The organism is Puia sp. (assembly GCF_035546395.1).
Classification (GTDB): domain Bacteria; phylum Bacteroidota; class Bacteroidia; order Chitinophagales; family Chitinophagaceae; genus Puia.
Map to the genome: position 1 here is coordinate 779,155 of NZ_DASZXR010000016.1, position 20,816 is coordinate 799,970.

A 20,816-nucleotide genomic window follows, 5' to 3' on the forward strand; every position below is an offset into this window, starting at 1 on the left:
TCCCGCTCTAAAACCTTTTAATATGGGACTTTTTGATAAGATCAGGAATGAGTTTATCGACATCATCGAGTGGGTCGATACGACCAGCGACACCATTGTCTGGAAATTCCCGCGGTATCAGAACGAGATCAAGATGAACAGCCAACTCACGGTGCGGGAGTCGCAGTGGGCGGTGTTCCTTAATGAGGGGGCGATCGCCGATGTGTTCCAGCCGGGGATGTATACGTTATCTACGCAGAATATGCCGATAATGACGACGCTGAAGGGGTGGAAGTACGGCTTTAACAGTCCTTTCAAGGCGGACGTGTTCTTTGTGAGCAGCCGGCAATTTATCAACCAGAAATGGGGGACGAGAAATCCGATAATGCTGCGGGACGCCGAGTTTGGGCCGATCCGGCTGCGCGCTTTCGGCAGCTTTGCTTTCCGGGTAAAAGACCCGGCCGTGTTTCTGAAGGAAGTGGCGGCGACGAACCCCGAGTTCTCGGTGGAGGCTATCAACGAGCAGTTACGGAACCTGGCGGTATCAAGGGGGATGGATGCCATTGCCGAGGTGAAGATCCCGGTGCTGGACCTGGCGGCCAATTACGACGAGGTGAGTGCGAGGATAACCGAGAAGATAAAACCCGAATTCACGGAGCTGGGGCTGGAGCTGACAAAGTTCCTGATCGAGAATATCTCTTTGCCGCCCGAGGTGGAAGCAGCGCTGGACAAACGCAGCAGTATGGGCATCGTCGGTAACCTGGGCGCCTATGCGCAGTTCCAGGCGGCCAACGCCATGGAAGAAGCGGCCAAGAATCCGAACGGGGGCGGACTGGCAAGCGCGGGTGTCGGCGCGGGCCTGGGGGTGGCCGTAGGCGGCCAGATGGCGAATGTTTTTGCCAATAACACCGTGCAAGGGAATGACGCGCCCCCACCCTTACCTGGCGCCACTCCGTTCTATGCGGCGATCGACGGCAAGCAGGCGGGACCGTATACGATGGAGCAATTGGGTCAGCTTGTTGCCGCCGGGACGATCAATGCGCAAAGCCAGGTATGGAAGAAAGGAATGGCTGCCTGGGCAGCCGCCAACACGGTGCCGGAACTGGCTTCGATCTTCAGCAATATGCCACCTCCTTTACCCAACCCTTAATTCTTTTGAATGGAACAAACCGTCGCGACGGTGAACACGTTGCAGTGCAGCAGCTGCGGCGCCACGCTGCAATTTGCCCCGGGAACGCATCATCTGACCTGTCAGTATTGCGGGGCTTCGAACGAGATCGCCGATACGGATTCGAGCCCGGTGGTACCGGTGGCGTATACCGAATTCGTTGCGTCGATGAATAGCGGTTCGGCGGCACAGACGGCGAGAGTCGTTGCCTGCAAGAACTGCGGGGCTTCCACAACCCTGCCTCCCGAAGTAAACAGCGATACCTGTGTGTTCTGTGCGAGCCCGCTGGTGCTGAGCGAGGCGCAGAACAAGGCGATAGTGCGGCCGCATTATATCCTTCCCTTTATCGTTCCCCAGAACAAGGCGCTGGAGGATTTCCGGGCCTGGCTGAAGCGGCTTTGGTGGGCGCCTTCGGACCTGACCAAAATGGTGAGCGGCGATGGGCGTCAATTCAAGGGCATCTATATTCCCCACTGGAGTTATGATGCAGAGACGGTCTCCGATTATGTGGGGGCGCGTGGCGACTATTATTATATAACGGAGACCTATACCGAGACGGATGATGACGGCAATACCGTGGAACAGACCCGAGAAGTACGCCAGACGGCCTGGACGCCGGTAAGCGGGAGAGTGGGTTATGAATTCAGCGATGTCCTTATCTCCGCGAGTCATTCCCTACCGCAGGATGTAGCCAACCGGCTGGAGCCCTGGAAGCTGGAAGCGCTGGTGCATTACAACGAGCAGTATGTGAGCGGGTTCCGGAGCGAGTTGTTCCAGGTGGACCCGGAGAAGGGACTGGAAGAGGCCAAGCGGCGGATGCAGCCGGTGATAAGGCGTGTTGTGTCCGAGGACATTGGTGGCGACGAGCAGATGATCGAAAGCATTAATACCGATTATGGTAATGTTGGGTTGAAATATGTTATGCTGCCTGCCTGGATCAGTACGTATAAATACAATAACAAGGTCTACCATTTTACCGTAAATGCCTGTACCGGTGAGGTTGTTGGCGAGCGGCCGTATAGTGGGGCGAAGATTGCGCTGGCGGTAGTCGCGGCGATCGTGCTGATCATCTTTATCATTATGATGGTTCAGAAATAGGTTTTTTTGTGGGTTACCTTGAAATTTGGGTGGCGAGCGTTTCAAAAGCGGACAGTTGTTTGATCGATACCGGACAGTCGCGGCTCGGCGGATTTTCTTAATTGGTTGATTTTCAGCTGGCGCAAGAAGTTGGCATTAGGCTGGAAATGTCTTTGGCATACCGGGGACGCCTGGTAAAAGTCAAAAATTCACAACCAATCAAAAAAATAATTTTATGAAACAGTCTATCATTAAAGCCGCTTTTGCACTGGCTTGCGCACTCACTCTTTCTTCTGCTTCTTTTGCTGCCTCTGCTTCCTCTACGACGGGGGATGGCAACAAGGAGATCAAGGCGAGCCTTGCACACGATTTCTCTGGCGCCGAATTGGTAAGCACCGAGGTCCGGGACAGCTATACCAAGGTTGTCTTCAAGCTGAACGAACAGGTAATGACCGCCTTTTACTCCAATAACGGGGAATTGATGGCCGTGACCCGGAACATCGTCAGCTCGCAATTGCCCATGAGCCTGCTCATGAACCTCAAGAATCACTATAGCGAATACTGGATCACGGACCTGTTTGAAATGAGCCAGGACGAGCAAAGCAGCTACTATGTCACGGTGGAGAATTCCGATAGCCGGACGACCCTGCGCAGCAATGGGGACAGCTGGGAGTTGTACTCCAATGTTAAGAAATAGTAAAAAAAAACCGGAAGGTTCGTGATCTAAAAGCCGGTTTTGATGTTAATTGAAGGTTAACACCAAAACCAACACTAATGAGAAACACGAACCTTCCATCCAGGCTCCTTTTCCTCTGCTCTTTTCTTCTTTTTATTACGGTCCGGCTAAGCGCCCAGGTAACGACCTCCACGGTGGGTGGAACGGTGACCGACCAGCAAGGCAAGCCGCTTGCCGGGGCCACCGTTGAGATCAGCTTTTCCGACGCCGGGATCAAACGGCATCTCGTAACGGGTAGCGGTGGTGATTTCCTGATGCCGAACCTTAGGGTCGGCGGTCCCTACACAATCACCGTGAGCTATACGGGATTCAACCCCAAAACGGAGAGCAATATCTTCCTCGAGCTGGGCCAAACGAACACGGTCGACTTCAAACTGGAACTTTCGTCGGCCAATCTCAGCGCGGTGACTGTGACCGGCCGGAGCCGGGTCTTCAACGAGAACCGGACGGGGGCATCGGTGAACATCACGAGCCAGCAGATACAGCGGCTGCCGACGATCTCGAGAAGCGCGGATGATTATACCCGGCTTACGCCTTCGGCCTCTCCTACTTATAACGGGGTATCGTTTGCGGGGAGGAATGGCCAATACAACAATTACTCGCTCGATGGCGCGGTCTTTAACAACCCCTTTGGACTGGATGCGCCGACACCCGGCGGCCAGGCGAATGCGCAGCCGATATCGCTGGATGCGATCGACCAGATCCAGGTGAATATTGCTCCTTATGATGTGACACAGGCTGGCTTTACCGGGGCGGGGATCAATACCGTTACCAAGAGCGGAACGAACAAGACCTTTGGGACGATCTACGGGTTCTTCCGGAACCAGGCGCTGACGGGTCATAAAGTGGAGGGGAATTCCTTCAATGTGCCTTCGCTGCACGATTTCCAGGGTGGGGCGTCGTTGGGTGGGGCGCTCAGGAAAAATAAACTTTTCTATTTTGTCAATTTCGAGACGCAGCAACGCAGTGATGCCAACAGCGCGTATGTTGCTGATGATGGTACGAACGAAGGGAAGATCACGACATCCCGGGTGCTGAAAACCGACCTCGAAGCGGTGAGCGCCTTGTTGAAGAACAACTATGGCTATGTGACGGGACCTTACCAGGATTATACCCAGAATACGACCAGCTATAAATGGATCGCCAAGCTGGATTGGGTGATCAATGATTGGAACACCCTTACTTTTACCTATAACGGGCTCAGCGCCTACCAGGACAAGCCGGCGCATCCGAGTGCGATCAACCGTCGGGGACCGGACGCCATCACGCTGCAATATCAGAATTCCGGGTACCGGATGAACAACCATCTCGAGAACTTCGGATTGGAACTGAAGACGAACTTCAACAGCACGGTGTCGAATAATCTTCGGGTGATCAATACCATTTTCCACGATTTCCGCAATCCCAACTCGACGCCTTTCCCGGTGATCAATATTACCAAGAACAATGTGCCTTATATCATCGCCGGGGAAGAGCCGTTCAGCATTCATAACATTTTAAATCAAAATGCGCTCCAGCTGACGGACAACGTGACAGTGGCGTTGTCGGGGCATACTTTGACCTTTGGCGGTTCGTTCGAGTCGTTCCGCTTCGAGAACAGCTTCAACCTGACGGGATATGGATTCGATGTGTTCGGCCAGATCGATCTTGCTTCTTTTATGGCGGGCGGCTATCCGGCGGCGGGGGACGTGACGTATGCACAGAATGCCGCGAAGGCGGACAAATGGACCTGGTCGTATTTCACGGTTGGCCAGGCGGCGTTGTATGCGCAGGATGCCTGGAAGATCTCGCCGACCTTTAAGCTGACCTATGGGTTGCGGGTGGACAAGCCGGTGTATTTCTATGGCAGCAAGAGCTATTTCGAGAGCCCGATCATGAACCCGAATGGTACGTTCAGCGGAAGCTATTCCTATGGTATGCCGACAGTGGCGAATACGGATAACCTGACGATATTCGACCCGCTATCGGGTGCGCCGGTGAAAAATGGGGAGGCCATCGATAATTCCAAGTTCCCGAAGGCGACGCCGCTCTTTTCACCACGGGTGGGCTTCAACTGGAATGTCGATGGGGAAAATCGGATCCAGGTGCGGGGCGGATCGGGGTTGTTCACGGGGCGGTTTCCCTTTGTGTGGCTGGGTAACCAGATCGAAAATCCTTTCACCGGGTATTTCAACGTGACGGCGCGCAACTTCCATTTCCCCCAGATCTGGCGGACCAGCGCGGGTGTCGACTATAAGCTGGGTGGGACCACGGTGCTGACCCTGGACCTCGGCTATACGAAGGATGTGCATGCGATGATGGTGCAGGATTATGGGCTTGGGAAGCCGACCGGAACGCTGAACTCGGGTACGGGGGATCACCGGGCCGTTTACCTGGCGACAGATAAGGGAAATACAAGTACCTATGTATTCGGGAATAACGGGAAGGGATATTCTTACAACGCCACCGTACAGGTGACGGAGAACCTGCCGATGGGGCTTTACCTGACGGGTTCCTATAACTACCAGGTGGCGAAAGATGCGAACAGTATCTCGGCAGAGATCAGCGGGGATGCTTTTGACCGCAACCCGATCGTCAGCAATCCCAATATCCCGGTAGTGGCGCATTCGCTGTATGGGAATACACACCGCTTTGTGGTGGCAGGGATCAAGCGTTGGGATTATAAATGGGGGGCGACATCGGTGTCGTTGTTTGGCAACTGGACGAGCGGGAACCGGTTCTCGTATACGTACGCCGGCGACCTGACCAATAGCAGCGGCGCGGGGATCAACGCTTTGTTGTATGTCCCGACGGCGGCCGAGATCGGCAGTATGATCTTTACGCCGTATACGGATGTGAAGGGGGTGGTGCAGAGTCCGGCGGTGCAGCGGCAGGCGTTGGAAGCGTTTATCCAGCAGGACAACTATCTGAGCAAGCATCGGGGGCAGTATACCGAGCGGAATGGCGGGCAGACGCCGTGGTGGAGCCAGGTGGATATGCGGGTGTTGCAGGATTTCAAGCTGGATGAGAAAGGGGGGCAGCGGATCCAGTTGAGCATGGATGTGGTGAACCTGGGGAATTTGATCAGTAGTAATTGGGGGGTGAGGAAGTATGCGAGTACGTCGGGGTATTTTCAGCCGATCTCTTATGTGGGGACGAATGGGTCGGGCCAGGCGATGTATCAGTTTGATCCGGCGCAGACGAAGACGTTTACTTCGAGTCCGGATCTGCCGAGTAGGTGGCAGATACAGTTTGGGGTTAGGTATATCTTTTGATTTGATTTTTATGGCATTTGTGGCGCCGGGTCGGGGACCCGGCGCTTTTTTTGGGGTTTCAAATTGAAACCTCAAAGATTGACAAATTTGGAAACATGCGTAATCTTGATACTCAAGCCTGCGCGAGAAGATGCTCGCTGCTCCAGACGGAGAGAAGCTGCATGACGGGGCGGAGGGTCTCGCCTTTGGGGGAGAGGGCGTATTCGACGCGGGGTGGGACTTCGGGGTAGGCAGTTCGAGTGATGAGGCCATCCTGTTCGAGCTCTTTAAGCTGGCGGGAGAGGACTTTGAGGGCCATGCCGGGGATGATGCGGTGAATCTCGCCGAAACGGAGGGGGCCGTCGAGGAGGATGTAGAGGATGATCGGTTTCCATTTGCCGCCGATGACGTCGATGGTGGCGGTGATGGGGCAATTGGTGGGGGTGTGATATCTTTTTTCCATGGGCTGGAAACTTTTTTTGCCGCGGTGGGTTTGGGAAGGCCGCGCTGGACGAAATTACGACATTTTTGTCATTACTGGACTTTCTGGTAACTACTTGACTTTTGTATAGTAATGACTGAACTTTGGGTCATGGAAACGAAGAATGGGCGCTGTTCTATGCGGGCGGCGTGAAAGTGAGCAATGCGCTGCGAGGCGTGAAGGAAGTATTTAAACAACACCAGATATGAAGATCATTCTCATCGGTGCATCGGGCACCATCGGCAAAAAGATAGCGGAGACTATCGGTAAGGATCATGAATTGGTTCGGGTAGGCAGTAAAAGCGGCGACTTCCGGGTAGATATCGGTTCGGGGGCGTCGATAGAAAAATTGTTTAAGGAGGTGGGACCGTTTGACACCCTGATCAGCGCGGCGGGAGATGGCCATTTTGGTCCATTAAAAGCGATGAAAGAAGCGGATTTCCGGAAGGGATTGGATAGTAAATTGATGGGGCAGGTGAACCTGGTGCTGATCGGGCAACATTATATCCGGCCGCAAGGCAGTTTTACGCTGACGGCTGGGGTGTTGGGGGATGACCCGATACGGCTGGGGGCGAATCTCAGCGCGGTGAACAGCGCCCTGGAGGCGTTTGGCCGGGCAGCGGCGATCGAGCTGGAGAACGGGGTGCGCATCAACGTGGTGAGCCCGGGGCTGGTAGAGGATTCGCCGCATTATTTCCCTTATTTCCCGGGGCATATCCCGGTCACGATGGACCGGGTGGCAGCGGCCTATCTGAAGAGTGCTTTCGGGGCGCAGACGGGGCAGGTGTATAAGGTGGTGTAAGCGGCCATGCTCGAAAGCGGGTATTGTGGGTGCGCGCAGGATATCGTATCTTCAGGGGTAAGGGCTACCTATGACTCGATACCGATGGATGCCGTGTCTCCTAAGCGGCATGTTCTTACTATTGTTCTCACCCACCTTCGCCCAGCCTATCCGGACGAGGGATTCCGTGTCCATTCTCCAATTATTGGGCGATGCCGAGGTTTATAAGAACCGGTCCCAACTGGATTCGGCTGCAGCGGTTTGTCTTCGCGCGATCGGGATGAGCCGGGCGAAGCGTTTTTTGCGGGGCGAGGCGGCGGCCTTCTTTGCGTTGGGCGATATCGAGTACCGGCGGGAGGGATGGGCCGAGATGAAACGATGCGACTCGGTCGGCCTGCGGCTTGGGCTGACGCTAAAGGACAGCGAGCTGATCGCCCGCGGATACTACGGGCTTGGACAATGGGCGATCGGGACAAATAAGAAAGAGGAGGCGTTGAGCAACCTGCGGCGGGCGCTGAGTCTTTATTTCGAACGGGAGCAGTCTGCAGCGACTGCCGGTGTCTATAACGATCTCGGCTATGTCTATGCCAGCAAGGGGGCGTTGGATTCGGCAAGGGGCTGGTATCTGTTGGCCATGCGTATTTATGACCGGGTGCGGGATTCCACGGGCATGGCCGAGACGCTCAGCAATTTATCGAGCAGTAGCCTGGAGCTGGGAAACCGGGCCGATGCGATCCGCTTTGGCCGCCGGGCGCTGGCGATCCGGGAACGCGGCCGGGACATGGATGTCCTTGCCCTTTCGTGCAACAATCTTTCGCAAATCTATTTACAAGCGGACAGCATGGACCAGGCCGTCTATTACCAGCGGCTGGGTTTGAAATATGCCGAAGCCAGCGGTTTGAAGCTGCGGCTGGCGCAAAGTTTTACGAGCATGTCTTTGTTGTTGAACCGGCAGGGTAAGAATGCGGAGGCGCTGGAGTACGAAAAGAAGACCATCGCCTTATGTCGGGAGACGGGGGACTCGGGTATGCTTGCGAGGCGGTATATCGCGGCTGCGGCGCTGTCGGGAGTATTGAAGGATTCTGTGGGAGCAGTTGGTTATTTCGAGCTGTGCGAGCGGGTTTCGCGGGCGATCAACGACAAAATGAACCTGCGGGACCTTTTCCTCTATCGGACTCTTTTTTACAAGGACCGGAAAGATTATTTCCGGGCTTACGAGAACCTGAAGAAGTACTATTCTTACAAGGACAGCCTTGCGGGAGAGGAGACGAAGCGGAATATCGCCGAGATGCAGACGAAATATGAAACGGAGAAGAAGGACGAGGAGATCCGCGCCCAGGAGCAGGAACTGCGATTGGCGAAGGCAGAAAGGGAATTGGGGGAACGGCAGCTGGAGCAGCAGAAACAGGGCCGGAACCTTTTGATCGGTGGGGTGGTGGTATTAGGGCTTATCGCGGTGGGTTTTTTCAACCGGTACCAGCTAAAGAAGAAGTTGCAGCAGCAGGCGGCTTTGCTGGACATGCGTAACCATATTGCGCGGGATCTCCATGATGAGCTGGGGTCGACGCTGACATCGATACATATCCTGTCGCAGGTGAGCCGCAATTCGTTGGATAAAGATCAGTCGCGGGCTTTTTCGCTGTTGGAGAAGATAACGGATCAGTCGCGGCAGATGCAGCAGAGCATGAGTGATATCGTCTGGGCGATAAAGAGCGACAATGACAAGATAGAGAATATGATGGTGAGGATGCGGGAGTATCTGGCGCAGACGCTGGAGGCGAAGGATATCGATATCCGGTTCGAGGCGGATGAGGAGCTGCTTGGACATAGTTTTTCCATGCAGCAGCGGAAGGACCTGCTGCTGATATTTAAGGAGGCGGTGAACAATGCCGCAAAGTATGCGGGGTGTACGCGGTTGGAGGTGTCGTTCCGGCGGTGTGGGGAGCGGGTGGTGTTGGAGGTGGTGGATGATGGAGTTGGATTTGAGGTGAGTGACCGGCGGTCGGGGAATGGGTTGCATAATATGAGGACGAGGTCGGCGGCGTTGGATGGGGAATGCCGGGTGGAGAGTTCACCTGGAAAGGGGACACGGGTTGTGGTGGAGATGCCGATGGCTACATGATGATGTAGTGGCCGGTTCGTGTTAGGGCAGTAAATTGAGACACTATGCCTGTACGCATTCTGATATATGACGACAATGAGGCGCTGCGCCAGAGTATGGAGACGCTGATCCGGGAGGAGGAAGCGTTCCAGCTGATCGCGGCGATGTCCAATGCAGAGACGGTTGAGACGGATGTGCGCGAGTTGAAGCCGGATGTGGTGTTGATGGATATCGATATGCCTGCGGTGGATGGGGTGGCGGCGGTGAAGCGGATACGGAAGGTGGATGGGGTATTGCCGGTGATCATGCTGACCGTGTTTGATGATAATGAGAATATCTTTAACGCTGTCTGTGCGGGGGCGTCGGGGTATATCCTGAAGCGATGTGCGACGGAGGAGTTGGGGGCGGCGATACGGAATGTGATCAGTGGCGGGGCGCCGATGACGGGGGTGGTGGCGCGGAAGGTGTTGCAGATGGTGCCGGCAGCGAAGGGGACTTCTGCGGAGGAGCGGGCTGAGTTATCGCAGCGGGAGGTGCAGATCTTGCAGTTGCTGGCGCGGGGGTTCAGCTATAAGATGATTGCGGCGGAGGTGGGGGTGAGTGTGGATACGGTGCGGTTCCATATTAAGAATATCTACGACAAGTTGCATGTCCATTCCGCTACGGAAGCGGTGTCCAAGGGGCTGCGGGGCAAATTCATATCTCTTTTATTTTGACTGTTTTGCGGCGAGGCCTACACGATGATGTAGTTGCAGCCGCCGGGGTGATCGGGTACTTTAGGGTACCATGAAAAAGACATTCCTACTATCAGCCTTTGCGGTTCTGCTAGCGTTGGCTTCGACGGCGCAGATACCTGCCAATGCAGCCAGGACCCCACAGGGGAAGATCGCTGCCAACCCGACGGTCAAGCCGGCCGCTATGGGCAAACCCAATTTAACCAGTATCAAGCTTGCTCCGGGCATGACCCGAAAGTTGGTGTTGCCACCGGTGTTGGCACATCCCCCGGGGTTGATCCAGGGCGAGCAGACGATCACGGGAGTCATCCCTTCGGAGGGGCCGCGGGCGACGGCTATTACCATCAGCGGGACGAAGTTTGGGTCAGTGCAGTCCGATGTACAGGTAAAGGTCAATGGGGTGGCGGCGATCGTTACGGCGATGAGCGATAACCAGATCCAGTGTGTCGTTCCGGACCGGTGTGGCAGCGGGCCGATCACGGTTGGGGTGAAGGGGAAGTGGTCGTCGGGTGGCTATTTTATCTATGACTGGGCGGCGCGGTTTACGACGTTTGCCGGGGCTTCGGGTGTGAAGGGAGATGCGAATGGCAGTGGCGGGGTCGCCCGGTTCCATTCTCCGACGGGGATGTGCAAGGATCCCGCAGGAAATTTTATTGTCGCTGACCAGGAGAATAACAGTATCCGAAAGGTGAATTCCTTTGGGGAAGTGACTACGCTGGCCGGCGGAGGGGGACAGGGCTATGCGGACGGGCAGGGAGCAGCCGCCAAATTCTATTATCCGGGAGGTGTCGCCTGTGACAATGCCGGGAATGTCTATGTCGCCGATACCTACAATAACCGAATCCGGAAGATCGCTCCTAACGGGGTGGTGACGACGCTGGCAGGTAGCGGGCAGGCGGGGTCCGTAGATGGACGGGGTACCGCCGCCACCTTCGAGCGTCCGCAATCGATAACCTTTGACGGAACCTATTTGTATGTGTACGTAGGTTCGAAACGGCGGAAGATAGACATGGCAGGCAATGTGACGACTGTGCCATCGACGGGTGCCACCGGGATCCTGATCTCGTCCTCGCGTGAGGTCTATGTGAATTCCGGAGTAATTGGCTATATCCTGCCTGGTGGGCAAATGCGGCCCCTCGCCGGCAATCCACATGCTTCCGGGATGGTAGATGGTTATGGCGAGGACGCCCAGTTCTCTGCTATCGGCGGGCTGACCGCGGATGGCACGGGTACTATCTATGTCACGGATTTCACCGAGCTTGGGCCTAATGGTAATATGACACTTATCCGCCGCGTCGGGCAAGATGGGATGGTGACCACCCCTTCCGACCAGATGAGAGGTTACAACAGCATCATCTGGTCGCCGGGTCCGATGTTGATGGACAATAGCGGGGCATTGTATCTCGCCGACCGCGCTCAACAAGTCATTCTCAAAATAACTCTACAATGATGTTTAAGATCGCATTTACCGTAGCGGGCTGGATGCTTGCGACGGGGCTGTTTGCGCAGACGGTGCGCCCGGTGACGCCGCGGCTTGATCCTTCACAGGCGGGGAAGCCGGCGTTGCCGAATCCGCATCCGGCCGGGTTGGCGCCGGCGGATATCTATATTTCGCGGATCAGCCTGGCGGGGGTGACCAGGGATGCCGGTTGCGGATGTTATCACGTAACCGTGGGTTTGGAGGTGGCCAATCGCGGGGGGCAGCCGACGAGCAGTATCTCGGTGATGAAGGCCTATTATCACATGCAGAGCGGGGGCGAGTTCAAGGCGCCGGCGCAATTGCCGACGATGGCGAACGATCCTAACCATTCGGTGCTGGGGCCATGGACGCCTGCTGCGGCCGAGCCAAAGCTGCCGGTGGTGAATGGCGGCGCTGTGTGGAATGGGAGTCTTACCTATGACGTCCAATATGATGATGTGACGAAGGGCCGGAAATTCTATGTGATCGTGTTGGCGGACTTCTATAATAATACGAAGGAGTCGAGTGAGGGCAATAATTATTCGACGGCGCTTTTTGTTGCGCCGCCGGCACACTAACCATTAAAAACCGTTTTATGAAAGTCATGTGTTTGTTTTTGGGATTGTTTTTGGTGTTTGCTGCGGATGCGCAGACATTGGGGGAGCGTGCGAAGGCGACGACCAAGCAGAAGGTGGGGGATCGGATGGATCAGACCATCAGTGGGGGTGTGGATTCGGGGGTGAATAGGGCCGGGAGGGTGCTTGGGGGGTTATTTAAAAAGAGGAAGAAGGACGATCCGGCGCCTGCGGCGCCGGTGGATGCGAGTACGGGCGCGGCGGCGGCGCCTGGTGCTGCGATGGCGCCGGCTGGGCAGCAGCCGGCGAATGTTTCGGCCGGGCCGGCGGTTGTGACGGCATACGGCGATTTTGTTCCGGGCGCGACGGTGTTGATGGACGAGCACTTTGACAAGGATGCGCTGGGGGATTTCCCGGCGCAGTGGAATACGAATGGGAGTGGGAAGCTGGTGAATGTGGGGGGACAGAATGGAAAGTGGCTGGATATTGCGCTGAATTCCATTGTAAATCCCGTGTTGAATAAGCCGTTGCCGGAGAATTCGACGGTCAGTTTCGACTTGTTTTTGCAGGCGCAGGGGGACCAGGTGGTGCCGACCATTCAGTTTGGGTTGACCGCGGTGTCGGACCTTTTGAAGGAGGACATCGCGTATAAGGATAAGTTCTTCGTGGGGATCGGCCGGTATGCGGAGAATGACGGACATACGCTGGAGTATGGTCTGCGGGATGTGGTGGGGAACAAGAATGATTTTCCTCTCGTGTCGTATGCGGGGAAGGTGTTGCACATCGATATGGCCATTAACAAGACAAGGATCCGGGTGTATGCGGACCAGGTAAAGTTGATAGATCTCCCGCGGGCGCTGACGCCGGGGATGCGCAATAATTTCTATGTCGCGAGTATGTCGATGGTGCCGGCGCCGCAGCTGGATGTGCTGGTGGGGAATATCCGGATCGCATCGGCGGAGACCGATGCGCGGAGCCTGTTGGTGAAACAATTGATGGAGGAGGGCAAGGCCACGACGAACGACATTCTGTTTGACGTGAATAGCGACGTGATCAAGGCCGCCTCCTACCCTGTGATCGATGCGTTGGTGGATGGTTTGAAGGCGAATGCCGCGGTGCGGGTGCAGATTACGGGTCATACGGATAGTGATGGGACGGCGGCGCATAACCTGGATCTGTCGCAGCGGCGCGCGGCGGCGGTGAAGAACTATATGGTGTCGCATGGCATTGACGGGTCTCGCCTGCAGTCGGATGGCAAGGGCATGACGCAGCCGGTGGCGTCCAATGACACCGAGGCGGGGAAGGCGAAGAATCGCCGGGTGGAATTTGTAAAACTATAATTTGATTATGAGGAAAATACTTTTTTTGTTTTTGTTCGCTTTTGCGGGCATGACGTCGCGGGCGCAGGACCCGCGGCGTCATCGCGATACGTTGAATTTCGGGGCGGGGGGGCTTCCGGAGATCATGCGGGCTCCCGTGCTTACCGGCCGGAGTCAGCCGATCGTCATCGTACCCCGGGGGATGGAGTTTTGTTTTTCGAAGGAGATCGATCTGAAGATGCAGGTTGGGGGGCGACAATTGGAGCAAACCACGTATCTCGATGTGGAAAAGGGGCTCACCGGGATCCTGCCGCCTGCGCTCGGCGGTGGGGCCGATATCCTGCCCGAACTGGAGCATTTCAGCTTTACGGTGATGAGCATGAAAGGAAACATCTACCAATATAAGAACCAGAAGGGGAAGAACGGCGTCGAGCATTGGGTGTCTACGGGTAATACGCAGACTTACCTGTACCAGTCGCCGGAGCGGCAGGGCGCCGGGTCGGCGGGTGCATTGGTGCGAAAAGCGGTGAATCGCAGCTATTGTGGAGGGCGGATCACGGCGCAGGCCTACAAGTATGATGGAGGGACAACCACCTGGTATATGTATGGGTCGCGATTCCCGGCGCAGCTGCATGCCGTGAAATATATCGGTGCCTTTGGGGTCGGCTACCTGTTTTGCCAGGAGGGGCTTTACCTGGTCATGGAGCTGGAGTTTACGAACAGTTTTGTTCGGATAAGCGATATCTATAATGTGCATGCCTGTTTCAATCCGGGTGAGTTCCAGGTATTGGAAGACCGGTTTCAACGGAAGCAGCAGGAGGAGATCGTGCGTGAGCAGCAGAAGAACGATGCCGAGGCCGGGCGGGCTACGGGCGAATGTGCGGCGGAGAAGATGGCGGTGGTGAATTTTAAGAAGGCGATGAATGATAAGCATGCGGAGATCATGCGGAGGGTACAGGGCGGGAATATGTATAACGATACGGCGGCGCAGCGGGCGATGCTTTCCCTCGATGATCCGGAGGACAATTGCCAGTTGAGCATTCTTGAGGCACAGCAGCGGATCTGCGGAACGCGGGCAGAGATGGCGAAATATCCGGATCGGGCCGCCTCACTTGGAAATAACATCAATTGTCTACAAGATCAGATACGGACACTGCAGGATGCTCTGTCGAGAATGCAGGCGATAGACCGGCAGTATCCGGGTGCGGGAACGAACCTGGCGCGGGCGCACGCGGAGAAGGGGCGGATATATTACCAGTTGATGAATACAATGCCGAATTGCCAATAGGGCCCGGCGCCTACGGCGCCTGGCGGGGCCGTTCGATGCGTTTCATTGTGATCTTGCTGACGGGCGTGACGACGAGGGGGACCTTCTCGATGACGGCCTGGTCGGAGTCGATGCCGTAGGCGCGGCTGTCGGAGCGTGCGAGGCGGAGGAGGCTGAAATAGGCGTTGAGAATGAAATTATCCCGGGTGGAGAACTCGTTGTCGTAAGACAGGAATCGTTCGAGGATGACAAATTTGAAGTCCTTGGTGCGGCCGCAGAAGGGGATCTCACCGGTGGCGACCATTCCCTCGGCAATTTTTCGGAGCATGATGCCGATGCGGGGCTGGACGCGGAAGCCAAGATGTATATTGACGCGGATGACCTTTTCGGGGACGAGGGACTCGACGTCGTATTCGAGGGTATAGGGGTCGTCGACGCGTTCGTAGTTAAGGAGCCAGTAGATATCGGCTCGTTTGGGCGGATTGTCGAAGATAGAATCGATGATCCGCGTTTCTATTTCGTGTGTCGAGGCGCGGGTAAGGTAGACGAGATGTTTTGAATATTTTGGAATGGAAGTGTCGTGGCTGAGCTTCTCCAGGTCAGGCAGCAGGGGCATGACGCTGGTGAATTTGAGGAGGCGGATGGTGATCTTACGGGCGTTGAACCAGACATACATCGTGCCGATGAGACCTAGCTCGAAGACGAGGAAGAAGAGACGTTTGAGCAGTTTGACGGCGTTGGCGATGAAGAAGGAGGTCTCTACCATCGCAAATACGGTGATGATGGCGCCCACGATCCAGAAGGGCCATTTCTGCTTGTACCGGAGGAAGTAGTACACCAGGATGGTGGTCATGAGCATGGCCACGGTGATGGAGAATCCATAGGCGGCCGTCATGGCCTCGCTGGACCTGAAATAAATGACGATGAGGGCGCAGCCGGTGAATAAGATCCAATTGATGGATGGGATATAAATTTGTCCGCGGACATCCGTTGGATATTTGACTTCGACGCGAGGCCAGAAGCCGAGGCTGATGGCTTCGCTGATGAGGGTGAAAGAGCCGCTGATCAAGGCCTGGCTGGCGATGATGGAGGCAATGGTGGCCACGATGATGCTGACGAGGAGGAATTTATCGGGGACGATGGCAAAGAAGGGGTTGAGCCCTTCGAGGCCCGGTTTGTTGCGGAGGAGAGCCCAGGCGCCCTGGCCGAGGTAGTTGAGGACGAGGGCTATTTTGACGAAGGTCCAGCTGACGTAGATGTTGGGGCGGCCACAATGGCCGAGATCGGAGTAAAGGGCCTCCGCCCCGGTGGTGCAAAGGAAGATGCTGCCCAGCAACCAGAAGCCATGGGGATGTTCCGTGAGCAGGCGGATGCCGTAGATGGGGTTAAGCGCAGCAAAGATCCCGGGGTATTGGATCACCTGGCGGATGCCGGCGAAAGCGAGCATGCTGAACCAGATGAACATGATGGGGCCGAAGGAGCCGCCGACGACCTTTGTGCCGAAGCGCTGGAAGATGAAGAGCAGCAGGAGGATCACCAGTACGATCTCCAGTACCAGGTTGTTCCCGGGGATGATATGCGCAGCGAGCTTTGGGACCATGTTCAGTCCTTCGATGGCGGAGGTAACGGTGATGGGTGGAGTGATGATGCCGTCCGCCAGCAGGGTGCCGGCGCCGATGATGGCGGGGTATACGAGCCATTTGCCATAGCGGTGGACCAGGGCATAGAGGGAGAAGACGCCGCCTTCCCCGTGGTTATCGGCCCTGATGGTGATCAGCACGTATTTAAAGGTGGTCTGCAGGGTGAGAGTCCAGAAGATACAGGAGATGGCCCCGAATACCAGCGCTCTGTCGATGACGCCGCACTCGTTGAAGATAGTTTGGAGGGTATAGAGCGGTGAGGTGCCGATATCTCCATAGATAATGCCGAGGGCGATAAGAAAGCCGGCCGTGCTGGCCCGTTTTAAGCTGGGATGCATACCTAAAATTAACGGAAAAATAGGTTTTGGCAACTGACATACTGTTGTCAGTATCCTCCGTTAGGTTTGCTTTAAATATTGCCGAGGGGGCTTTTAACATGGTCCGGACGACGAAGCCGCAGACGCTGGCTTATGGGCTGAACGGCAGCCCGGTGGGTTTGGCGGCGTGGATCGGGGAGAAGTTCTTTTCATGGAGTGACGCGCGTGGAGATATGGCGGGCGGGCGGTTTGCCGCGTTGGAGGTGCCGGAGGCGTATGTGGCATTTTTGCGGGGTGCGATTATCGAACTGGAAAAATCGGTTGGTTTATGAAGGCGGCGGACCTTTTAGCGGCGAGGATGCGGAGCCAGGGGATGGCGGATGTGCGGTTTGCGGATGCGGAGTCTTTGCTGGCGTGGATGGGGTGTATGCAAGCGCAGGATTTTGGACAGGCGAAGTGGGCGGTTGGAATGCGGTGCGGGTTAACTGAAATGGAAATTGATACGGCATTTAATGAGGGGCGATTGCTTCGAACGCATGTGTTGCGGCCTACCTGGCATTTTGTGTTGCCCGCGGACGTCGGGTGGATGTTGCGACTGACGGCCTCCCGGGTCAAGAATTTTTGTCTGCCTTATCACCGGAAATTGGGGATCGATGCGGCCATTCTTAAGCGCAGTAAAAAGGTGATGATTCGGGGGATGGAGGGAGGGATCGCACTGACGCGGATGGAGTTGGCGGCGTTGTTGCGGGCCGCGAAGATAGACACGAGCGAGATCCGGATGAATTTCCTGCTGATGGATGCGGAGTTGGATGGGCTGATCTGCAGCGGGCCGCGAAAGGGCAAACAATTTACTTATGCGTTGCTTCGGGAGCGGGCGCCTGTGCAGGTGTGCCTGGACGGGGATGCCGCGTTGGCGGAGTTGACGCGGAGATATTTTATGAGCCGGGGCCCGGCGACGGAGGCTGATCTTGCGTGGTGGGGCGGAATGACGCTGGGACAGGCGAGACGGGGGCTGGAGATAGTGGGGAAGGAGTTGGAGCGGGTGCGTGTGGGGGAGGTGGAGTATTGGCGGGGCGGGAATGTTGGGCCGGGCGGGATGAAGGAGGTGGTGTTATTGCCGGCGTATGATGAATATGCGGTGGGGTATAAGGATCGCGGAGAGATCGTACCGGCGGAGCATGTGAAACAGACCTTTCATGGGTTGAAGCCGGTGGTGTTGGTTCGGGGACGGGTTGCGGGGATGTGGAAGCGGCGGGTGGAGAAGGGGAAAGTGGTGGTGGAGGCGTCGCCTTTGGATAAATGGAACAAGGCGACGGAGCAGGGGGTGAAGAAGGAAGTGCGACGATTTGAGGCGTTTGCGACTTCGGGCTTATCGGAAAAGTAAGCCCTTGTCGCAAATGATGTTTGTCGGGCCTTCGGTCACCAAGCCCGTGGCCTGGTCTGCGACTGCGGCTAATCGACGATGAAGGGCAGGCGGCCGTCGTTGTATTCGGGTTTGGTGAGCTGGGTCTTCAGGTGTTCGAAGGATTCGAGGGGACCTTTTGTTACGAACAAATTAAACAGCCAGGCGGGGATATCGCCACCGGGGTCCGTTCGAAGCGTATATTCCACCCGGATATGATCCCTGTCGATGGGTGTAAGTATCCATTTGCCCTCTGAGCGTCTTACGCGGACGATATCCTTTTTTTCCGGGACATAATCGTTCATGGTCGGGCCCAAGATGGTGACGATACGGGTGCGGGGATCCTGGGTGGTGATGAGGTGGGCGATAAAGTCGCGGTTGCTCATGGGCCAGGGGAGGCGCACTTCCGAGTAATAGATCAGTTCGGAGGGTGAGACCTGTTTGAGCAGGATGGCTGATTTTGTGGCGTATACCCAATCGGGGGCGGTCTTTATATCGAGTAGAACGGTGACGAGGCGGGAGAGGGTGGTCTTCAGGATCAACTCCACTTTAATGGCCTTGTATTTGCTGTCGGGGAAGGTTCGGGTGTAGACTTTGATGTCCTTTTTTTCGGTGCGGAGTTCCCAATTGGGTTGGGCGGAGGCGGTGCGGGTGAAGAGGAATAGTGCGACAAATGGAAGGACAAGACGGGGGAACAGGCGCGAATGGCAGCGCCGGCGAGGCCGGAGTGGGTGGTAGGTCAGCGAGATGGGCATCTGATGCTTGAACAATCCGGAGGCCGGAAGGTTTAGTGGCAAAAATAAATAAATTTGATCCTATCTTTTGTCCTAACGGGAAATGCCGGATTGTCTAGATAGTATTATTAATCAAAATACATTTATTATGAAAGAGTTTGCATTGGTCTTCCGGGTAGAGAACGGTCCCCAGGCGCCCGTGTCGCCTGCCGAGATGCAGCAACGGATGACGAGCTGGATGAACTGGATGGGCGGCATTGCCGCGAAGGACCGGCTGGTAAGCAACGGCAACCGGCTTGGGGTAAAAGGATCGAAATGGGTCGGGCATGGGGGAGTCGTTTCCGATGGGCCCTATACCGAAGTAAAGGAGTTCATCAACGGGTATGTCATTGTCCGGGCCGAGACGGGCGATGAGGCGGCCGAGATGGCCAAGGGGTGTCCGATACTTTTTGCGGAGGGTGGGAAGGTGGAGGTTCGGCCCCTGGTAGCGCCGGACAACAATGAATAGGTTTTAGTCACCTGAATGGATAACCGCGAACTGATACCGCAACTATACCGACAGGAATACAGCAAGATGGTGTCCCTCCTCTGCAGGCGATTTGGCATTGACCAGATGGATGCGGCGGAGGACATCGTCTCTGAAACTTTCCTGGCTGCGGCAGAGACCTGGGGGTTGAAGGGGGTTCCCGACAATCCCGTGGCCTGGTTGTATAAGGTGGCGAAGAATAATGCCCTGAATGGGTTGAAGCATGAACGGGTGGTCCGGCGGGTGCAGGGGGAGTTGCGACGGGATCCGCAAGGGGAGGGCGATAAGGTTGCGGGGATCAGCGGCGACCCCGTGGAAGCCGGTGCTGCGGCGGACTGGGATTTTTCTCCGGGCGGGATCAGTGACAGTCAGCTTCGGATGTTGTTTGCCGTTTGTCATCCTTCGATACCGGTGGAGGCGCAGGTTTCACTGGCCTTGCGGGTGCTTTGCGGATTTACGATCGATGAGATCGCCCAGGCGCTGCTGACGACCAAGGCGAATATCAACAAGCGGCTTTACCGGGGGAAGGAGCGGCTGCGGGAGGAGGGAGTGGTGCTGGGGATGCCTGCAAGCGCCGAACTGGACGCGCGATTGGATGCGGTTTTGCTGACCCTGTACCTGCTGTTTAACGAAGGTTACTATTCGATGAGCCCGTCGAAAGTTTTGCGGAAGGATCTTTGCTGGGAGGCGATGCGGCTTTGTTTTTTACTGACGCAGAATACGGGTATGGCGAGGGCGGATGTGTATTCACTGCTTGCGCTGATGTGTTTCCAGGCATCGCGGTTCGATGCGCGAATAAATGAGACCGGAGGGCTGGTCTTGTATGAACAGCAAGACAGCACCCGGTGGGACCAGGAGCTGATCAGCCGGGGCAACGTATTTATGGATCAGGCCTGCGGGCGGGGTCTGCTTTCGCGCTACCATTTTGAAGCGGCGATCGCATGGTGGCATACGAATCCCGGGGACAGCCCGGAGAAATGGGAAAATATCCTGCTTTTCTATAACCGGTTATTGATCCTGGAGTACTCGCCGATCGCGGCGTTGAACCGGGCGTTTGCGTTCTCGCGGGTTTATGGGAAGCAGAAGGCTATTCCGGAGGCGGAGGGGCTTGGGTTGGAGGGGAATCTTTTCTATCATAGTTTGCTTGGGGAGCTGTATAGCGAGGTGGACGATCGCCGGGCGGTGGAGCATTTTGAGCGCGCGCTGGAGCTGGCGGGGACGGAGGCGGAGAAGGTGGTGATTGGGGAGAAGTTGGAGGGATGCCGGAGGAGGATATAGGGTGTGTTT

The 20,816-nt window shown here is 56.1% G+C and carries 18 protein-coding genes; 15 read left to right on the forward strand and 3 right to left on the reverse strand.

Annotated features, from left to right (window positions below):
* The first annotated feature begins 22 nt into the window (after positions 1-22).
* From VHE34_RS24390 to VHE34_RS24405, 4 genes are all read left to right on the forward strand, one after another.
* Positions 23-1,129: an SPFH domain-containing protein gene (locus tag VHE34_RS24390; RefSeq protein WP_325592815.1), complete on the forward strand. Its 1,107-nt coding sequence runs from the start codon at positions 23-25 to the stop codon at positions 1,127-1,129.
* A 9-nt stretch (positions 1,130-1,138) separates the two neighbouring features.
* The gene (locus tag VHE34_RS24395; protein WP_325592817.1) at positions 1,139-2,245 is read left to right on the forward strand and encodes a hypothetical protein; all 1,107 of its coding nucleotides are present in this window, start codon (positions 1,139-1,141) and stop codon (positions 2,243-2,245) included.
* A gap of 214 nt (positions 2,246-2,459) precedes the next feature.
* Entirely contained in the window at positions 2,460-2,921 is a 462-nt protein-coding gene (locus VHE34_RS24400; protein ID WP_325592819.1) for a hypothetical protein, read from the forward strand.
* Positions 2,922-2,998: 77 nt separating this feature from the next.
* Entirely contained in the window at positions 2,999-6,214 is a 3,216-nt protein-coding gene (locus VHE34_RS24405; RefSeq protein ID WP_325592821.1) for a TonB-dependent receptor, read from the forward strand.
* Between the two features lie 112 nt (positions 6,215-6,326).
* Here VHE34_RS24405 and VHE34_RS24410 read toward each other — a convergent pair whose 3' ends face one another.
* Positions 6,327-6,656: a helix-turn-helix domain-containing protein gene (locus VHE34_RS24410; protein ID WP_325592823.1), complete on the reverse strand. Its 330-nt coding sequence runs from the start codon at positions 6,654-6,656 to the stop codon at positions 6,327-6,329.
* A gap of 223 nt (positions 6,657-6,879) precedes the next feature.
* Here VHE34_RS24410 and VHE34_RS24415 point away from each other — a divergent pair, with 223 nt between their 5' ends.
* The 7 genes from VHE34_RS24415 to VHE34_RS24445 all read left to right on the forward strand — a co-directional run bounded on the left by VHE34_RS24415 (position 6,880) and on the right by VHE34_RS24445 (position 14,931).
* Entirely contained in the window at positions 6,880-7,476 is a 597-nt protein-coding gene (locus tag VHE34_RS24415) for a short chain dehydrogenase (RefSeq protein ID WP_325592825.1), read from the forward strand.
* 109 nt (positions 7,477-7,585) lie between these two features.
* Positions 7,586-9,577, forward strand: coding sequence for a tetratricopeptide repeat protein (locus VHE34_RS24420; RefSeq protein WP_325592827.1), 1,992 nt, complete (start codon positions 7,586-7,588; stop codon positions 9,575-9,577).
* A gap of 44 nt (positions 9,578-9,621) precedes the next feature.
* Positions 9,622-10,272, forward strand: a complete 651-nt coding sequence (locus tag VHE34_RS24425; RefSeq protein ID WP_325592829.1) for a response regulator transcription factor — start codon at positions 9,622-9,624, stop codon at positions 10,270-10,272.
* A gap of 70 nt (positions 10,273-10,342) precedes the next feature.
* Positions 10,343-11,740: an IPT/TIG domain-containing protein gene (locus VHE34_RS24430; protein ID WP_325592831.1), complete on the forward strand. Its 1,398-nt coding sequence runs from the start codon at positions 10,343-10,345 to the stop codon at positions 11,738-11,740.
* A complete protein-coding gene (locus tag VHE34_RS24435; protein ID WP_325592833.1) occupies positions 11,737-12,327 on the forward strand; it encodes a hypothetical protein in 591 nt (196 codons plus the stop codon). Before VHE34_RS24430 ends, VHE34_RS24435 begins: the two co-directional genes overlap by 4 nt.
* Before the next feature lie 17 nt (positions 12,328-12,344).
* A complete protein-coding gene (locus VHE34_RS24440; RefSeq protein ID WP_325592835.1) occupies positions 12,345-13,664 on the forward strand; it encodes an OmpA family protein in 1,320 nt (439 codons plus the stop codon).
* A 7-nt stretch (positions 13,665-13,671) separates the two neighbouring features.
* Positions 13,672-14,931: a hypothetical protein gene (locus tag VHE34_RS24445; protein WP_325592837.1), complete on the forward strand. Its 1,260-nt coding sequence runs from the start codon at positions 13,672-13,674 to the stop codon at positions 14,929-14,931.
* A 10-nt stretch (positions 14,932-14,941) separates the two neighbouring features.
* Here the strand turns inward: VHE34_RS24445 and VHE34_RS24450 are convergent, their stop codons facing one another.
* Positions 14,942-16,888: a KUP/HAK/KT family potassium transporter gene (locus VHE34_RS24450; RefSeq protein WP_325592839.1), complete on the reverse strand. Its 1,947-nt coding sequence runs from the start codon at positions 16,886-16,888 to the stop codon at positions 14,942-14,944.
* 26 nt (positions 16,889-16,914) lie between these two features.
* On the opposite strand from VHE34_RS24450, the gene VHE34_RS24455 reads away from it, so the two are divergent.
* Together VHE34_RS24455 and VHE34_RS24460 are read left to right on the forward strand one after the other, a co-directional pair.
* Positions 16,915-17,199, forward strand: a complete 285-nt coding sequence (locus VHE34_RS24455) for a hypothetical protein (protein WP_325592841.1) — start codon at positions 16,915-16,917, stop codon at positions 17,197-17,199.
* Entirely contained in the window at positions 17,196-18,251 is a 1,056-nt protein-coding gene (locus tag VHE34_RS24460) for a winged helix DNA-binding domain-containing protein (protein ID WP_325592843.1), read from the forward strand. The genes VHE34_RS24455 and VHE34_RS24460 overlap by 4 nt, the downstream gene beginning before the upstream one ends.
* A gap of 68 nt (positions 18,252-18,319) precedes the next feature.
* Here the strand turns inward: VHE34_RS24460 and VHE34_RS24465 are convergent, their stop codons facing one another.
* Positions 18,320-19,066, reverse strand: coding sequence for an START domain-containing protein (locus tag VHE34_RS24465; RefSeq protein ID WP_325592845.1), 747 nt, complete (start codon positions 19,064-19,066; stop codon positions 18,320-18,322).
* An 85-nt stretch (positions 19,067-19,151) separates the two neighbouring features.
* Here VHE34_RS24465 and VHE34_RS24470 point away from each other — a divergent pair, with 85 nt between their 5' ends.
* Together VHE34_RS24470 and VHE34_RS24475 are read left to right on the forward strand one after the other, a co-directional pair.
* Entirely contained in the window at positions 19,152-19,511 is a 360-nt protein-coding gene (locus VHE34_RS24470) for a YciI family protein (RefSeq protein WP_325592847.1), read from the forward strand.
* A gap of 15 nt (positions 19,512-19,526) precedes the next feature.
* Positions 19,527-20,807, forward strand: a complete 1,281-nt coding sequence (locus VHE34_RS24475) for an RNA polymerase sigma factor (RefSeq protein WP_325592849.1) — start codon at positions 19,527-19,529, stop codon at positions 20,805-20,807.
* The last annotated feature ends 9 nt before the right edge of the window (positions 20,808-20,816 follow it).

Coding starts and splice junctions, on each gene's coding strand:
- VHE34_RS24395 (WP_325592817.1), top strand. CDS start 1,139: ATGGAACAAACCGTCGCGACGGTGAACACGTTGCAGTGCAGCAGCTGC.
- VHE34_RS24405 (WP_325592821.1), top strand. CDS start 2,999: ATGAGAAACACGAACCTTCCATCCAGGCTCCTTTTCCTCTGCTCTTTT.
- VHE34_RS24435 (WP_325592833.1), top strand. CDS start 11,737: ATGATGTTTAAGATCGCATTTACCGTAGCGGGCTGGATGCTTGCGACG.
- VHE34_RS24415 (WP_325592825.1), top strand. CDS start 6,880: ATGAAGATCATTCTCATCGGTGCATCGGGCACCATCGGCAAAAAGATA.
- VHE34_RS24420 (WP_325592827.1), top strand. CDS start 7,586: ATGTTCTTACTATTGTTCTCACCCACCTTCGCCCAGCCTATCCGGACG.
- VHE34_RS24450 (WP_325592839.1), bottom strand. CDS start 16,888: ATGCATCCCAGCTTAAAACGGGCCAGCACGGCCGGCTTTCTTATCGCC.
- VHE34_RS24445 (WP_325592837.1), top strand. CDS start 13,672: ATGAGGAAAATACTTTTTTTGTTTTTGTTCGCTTTTGCGGGCATGACG.
- VHE34_RS24460 (WP_325592843.1), top strand. CDS start 17,196: ATGAAGGCGGCGGACCTTTTAGCGGCGAGGATGCGGAGCCAGGGGATG.
- VHE34_RS24475 (WP_325592849.1), top strand. CDS start 19,527: ATGGATAACCGCGAACTGATACCGCAACTATACCGACAGGAATACAGC.
- VHE34_RS24425 (WP_325592829.1), top strand. CDS start 9,622: ATGCCTGTACGCATTCTGATATATGACGACAATGAGGCGCTGCGCCAG.
- VHE34_RS24400 (WP_325592819.1), top strand. CDS start 2,460: ATGAAACAGTCTATCATTAAAGCCGCTTTTGCACTGGCTTGCGCACTC.
- VHE34_RS24390 (WP_325592815.1), top strand. CDS start 23: ATGGGACTTTTTGATAAGATCAGGAATGAGTTTATCGACATCATCGAG.
- VHE34_RS24410 (WP_325592823.1), bottom strand. CDS start 6,656: ATGGAAAAAAGATATCACACCCCCACCAATTGCCCCATCACCGCCACC.
- VHE34_RS24440 (WP_325592835.1), top strand. CDS start 12,345: ATGAAAGTCATGTGTTTGTTTTTGGGATTGTTTTTGGTGTTTGCTGCG.
- VHE34_RS24430 (WP_325592831.1), top strand. CDS start 10,343: ATGAAAAAGACATTCCTACTATCAGCCTTTGCGGTTCTGCTAGCGTTG.
- VHE34_RS24470 (WP_325592847.1), top strand. CDS start 19,152: ATGAAAGAGTTTGCATTGGTCTTCCGGGTAGAGAACGGTCCCCAGGCG.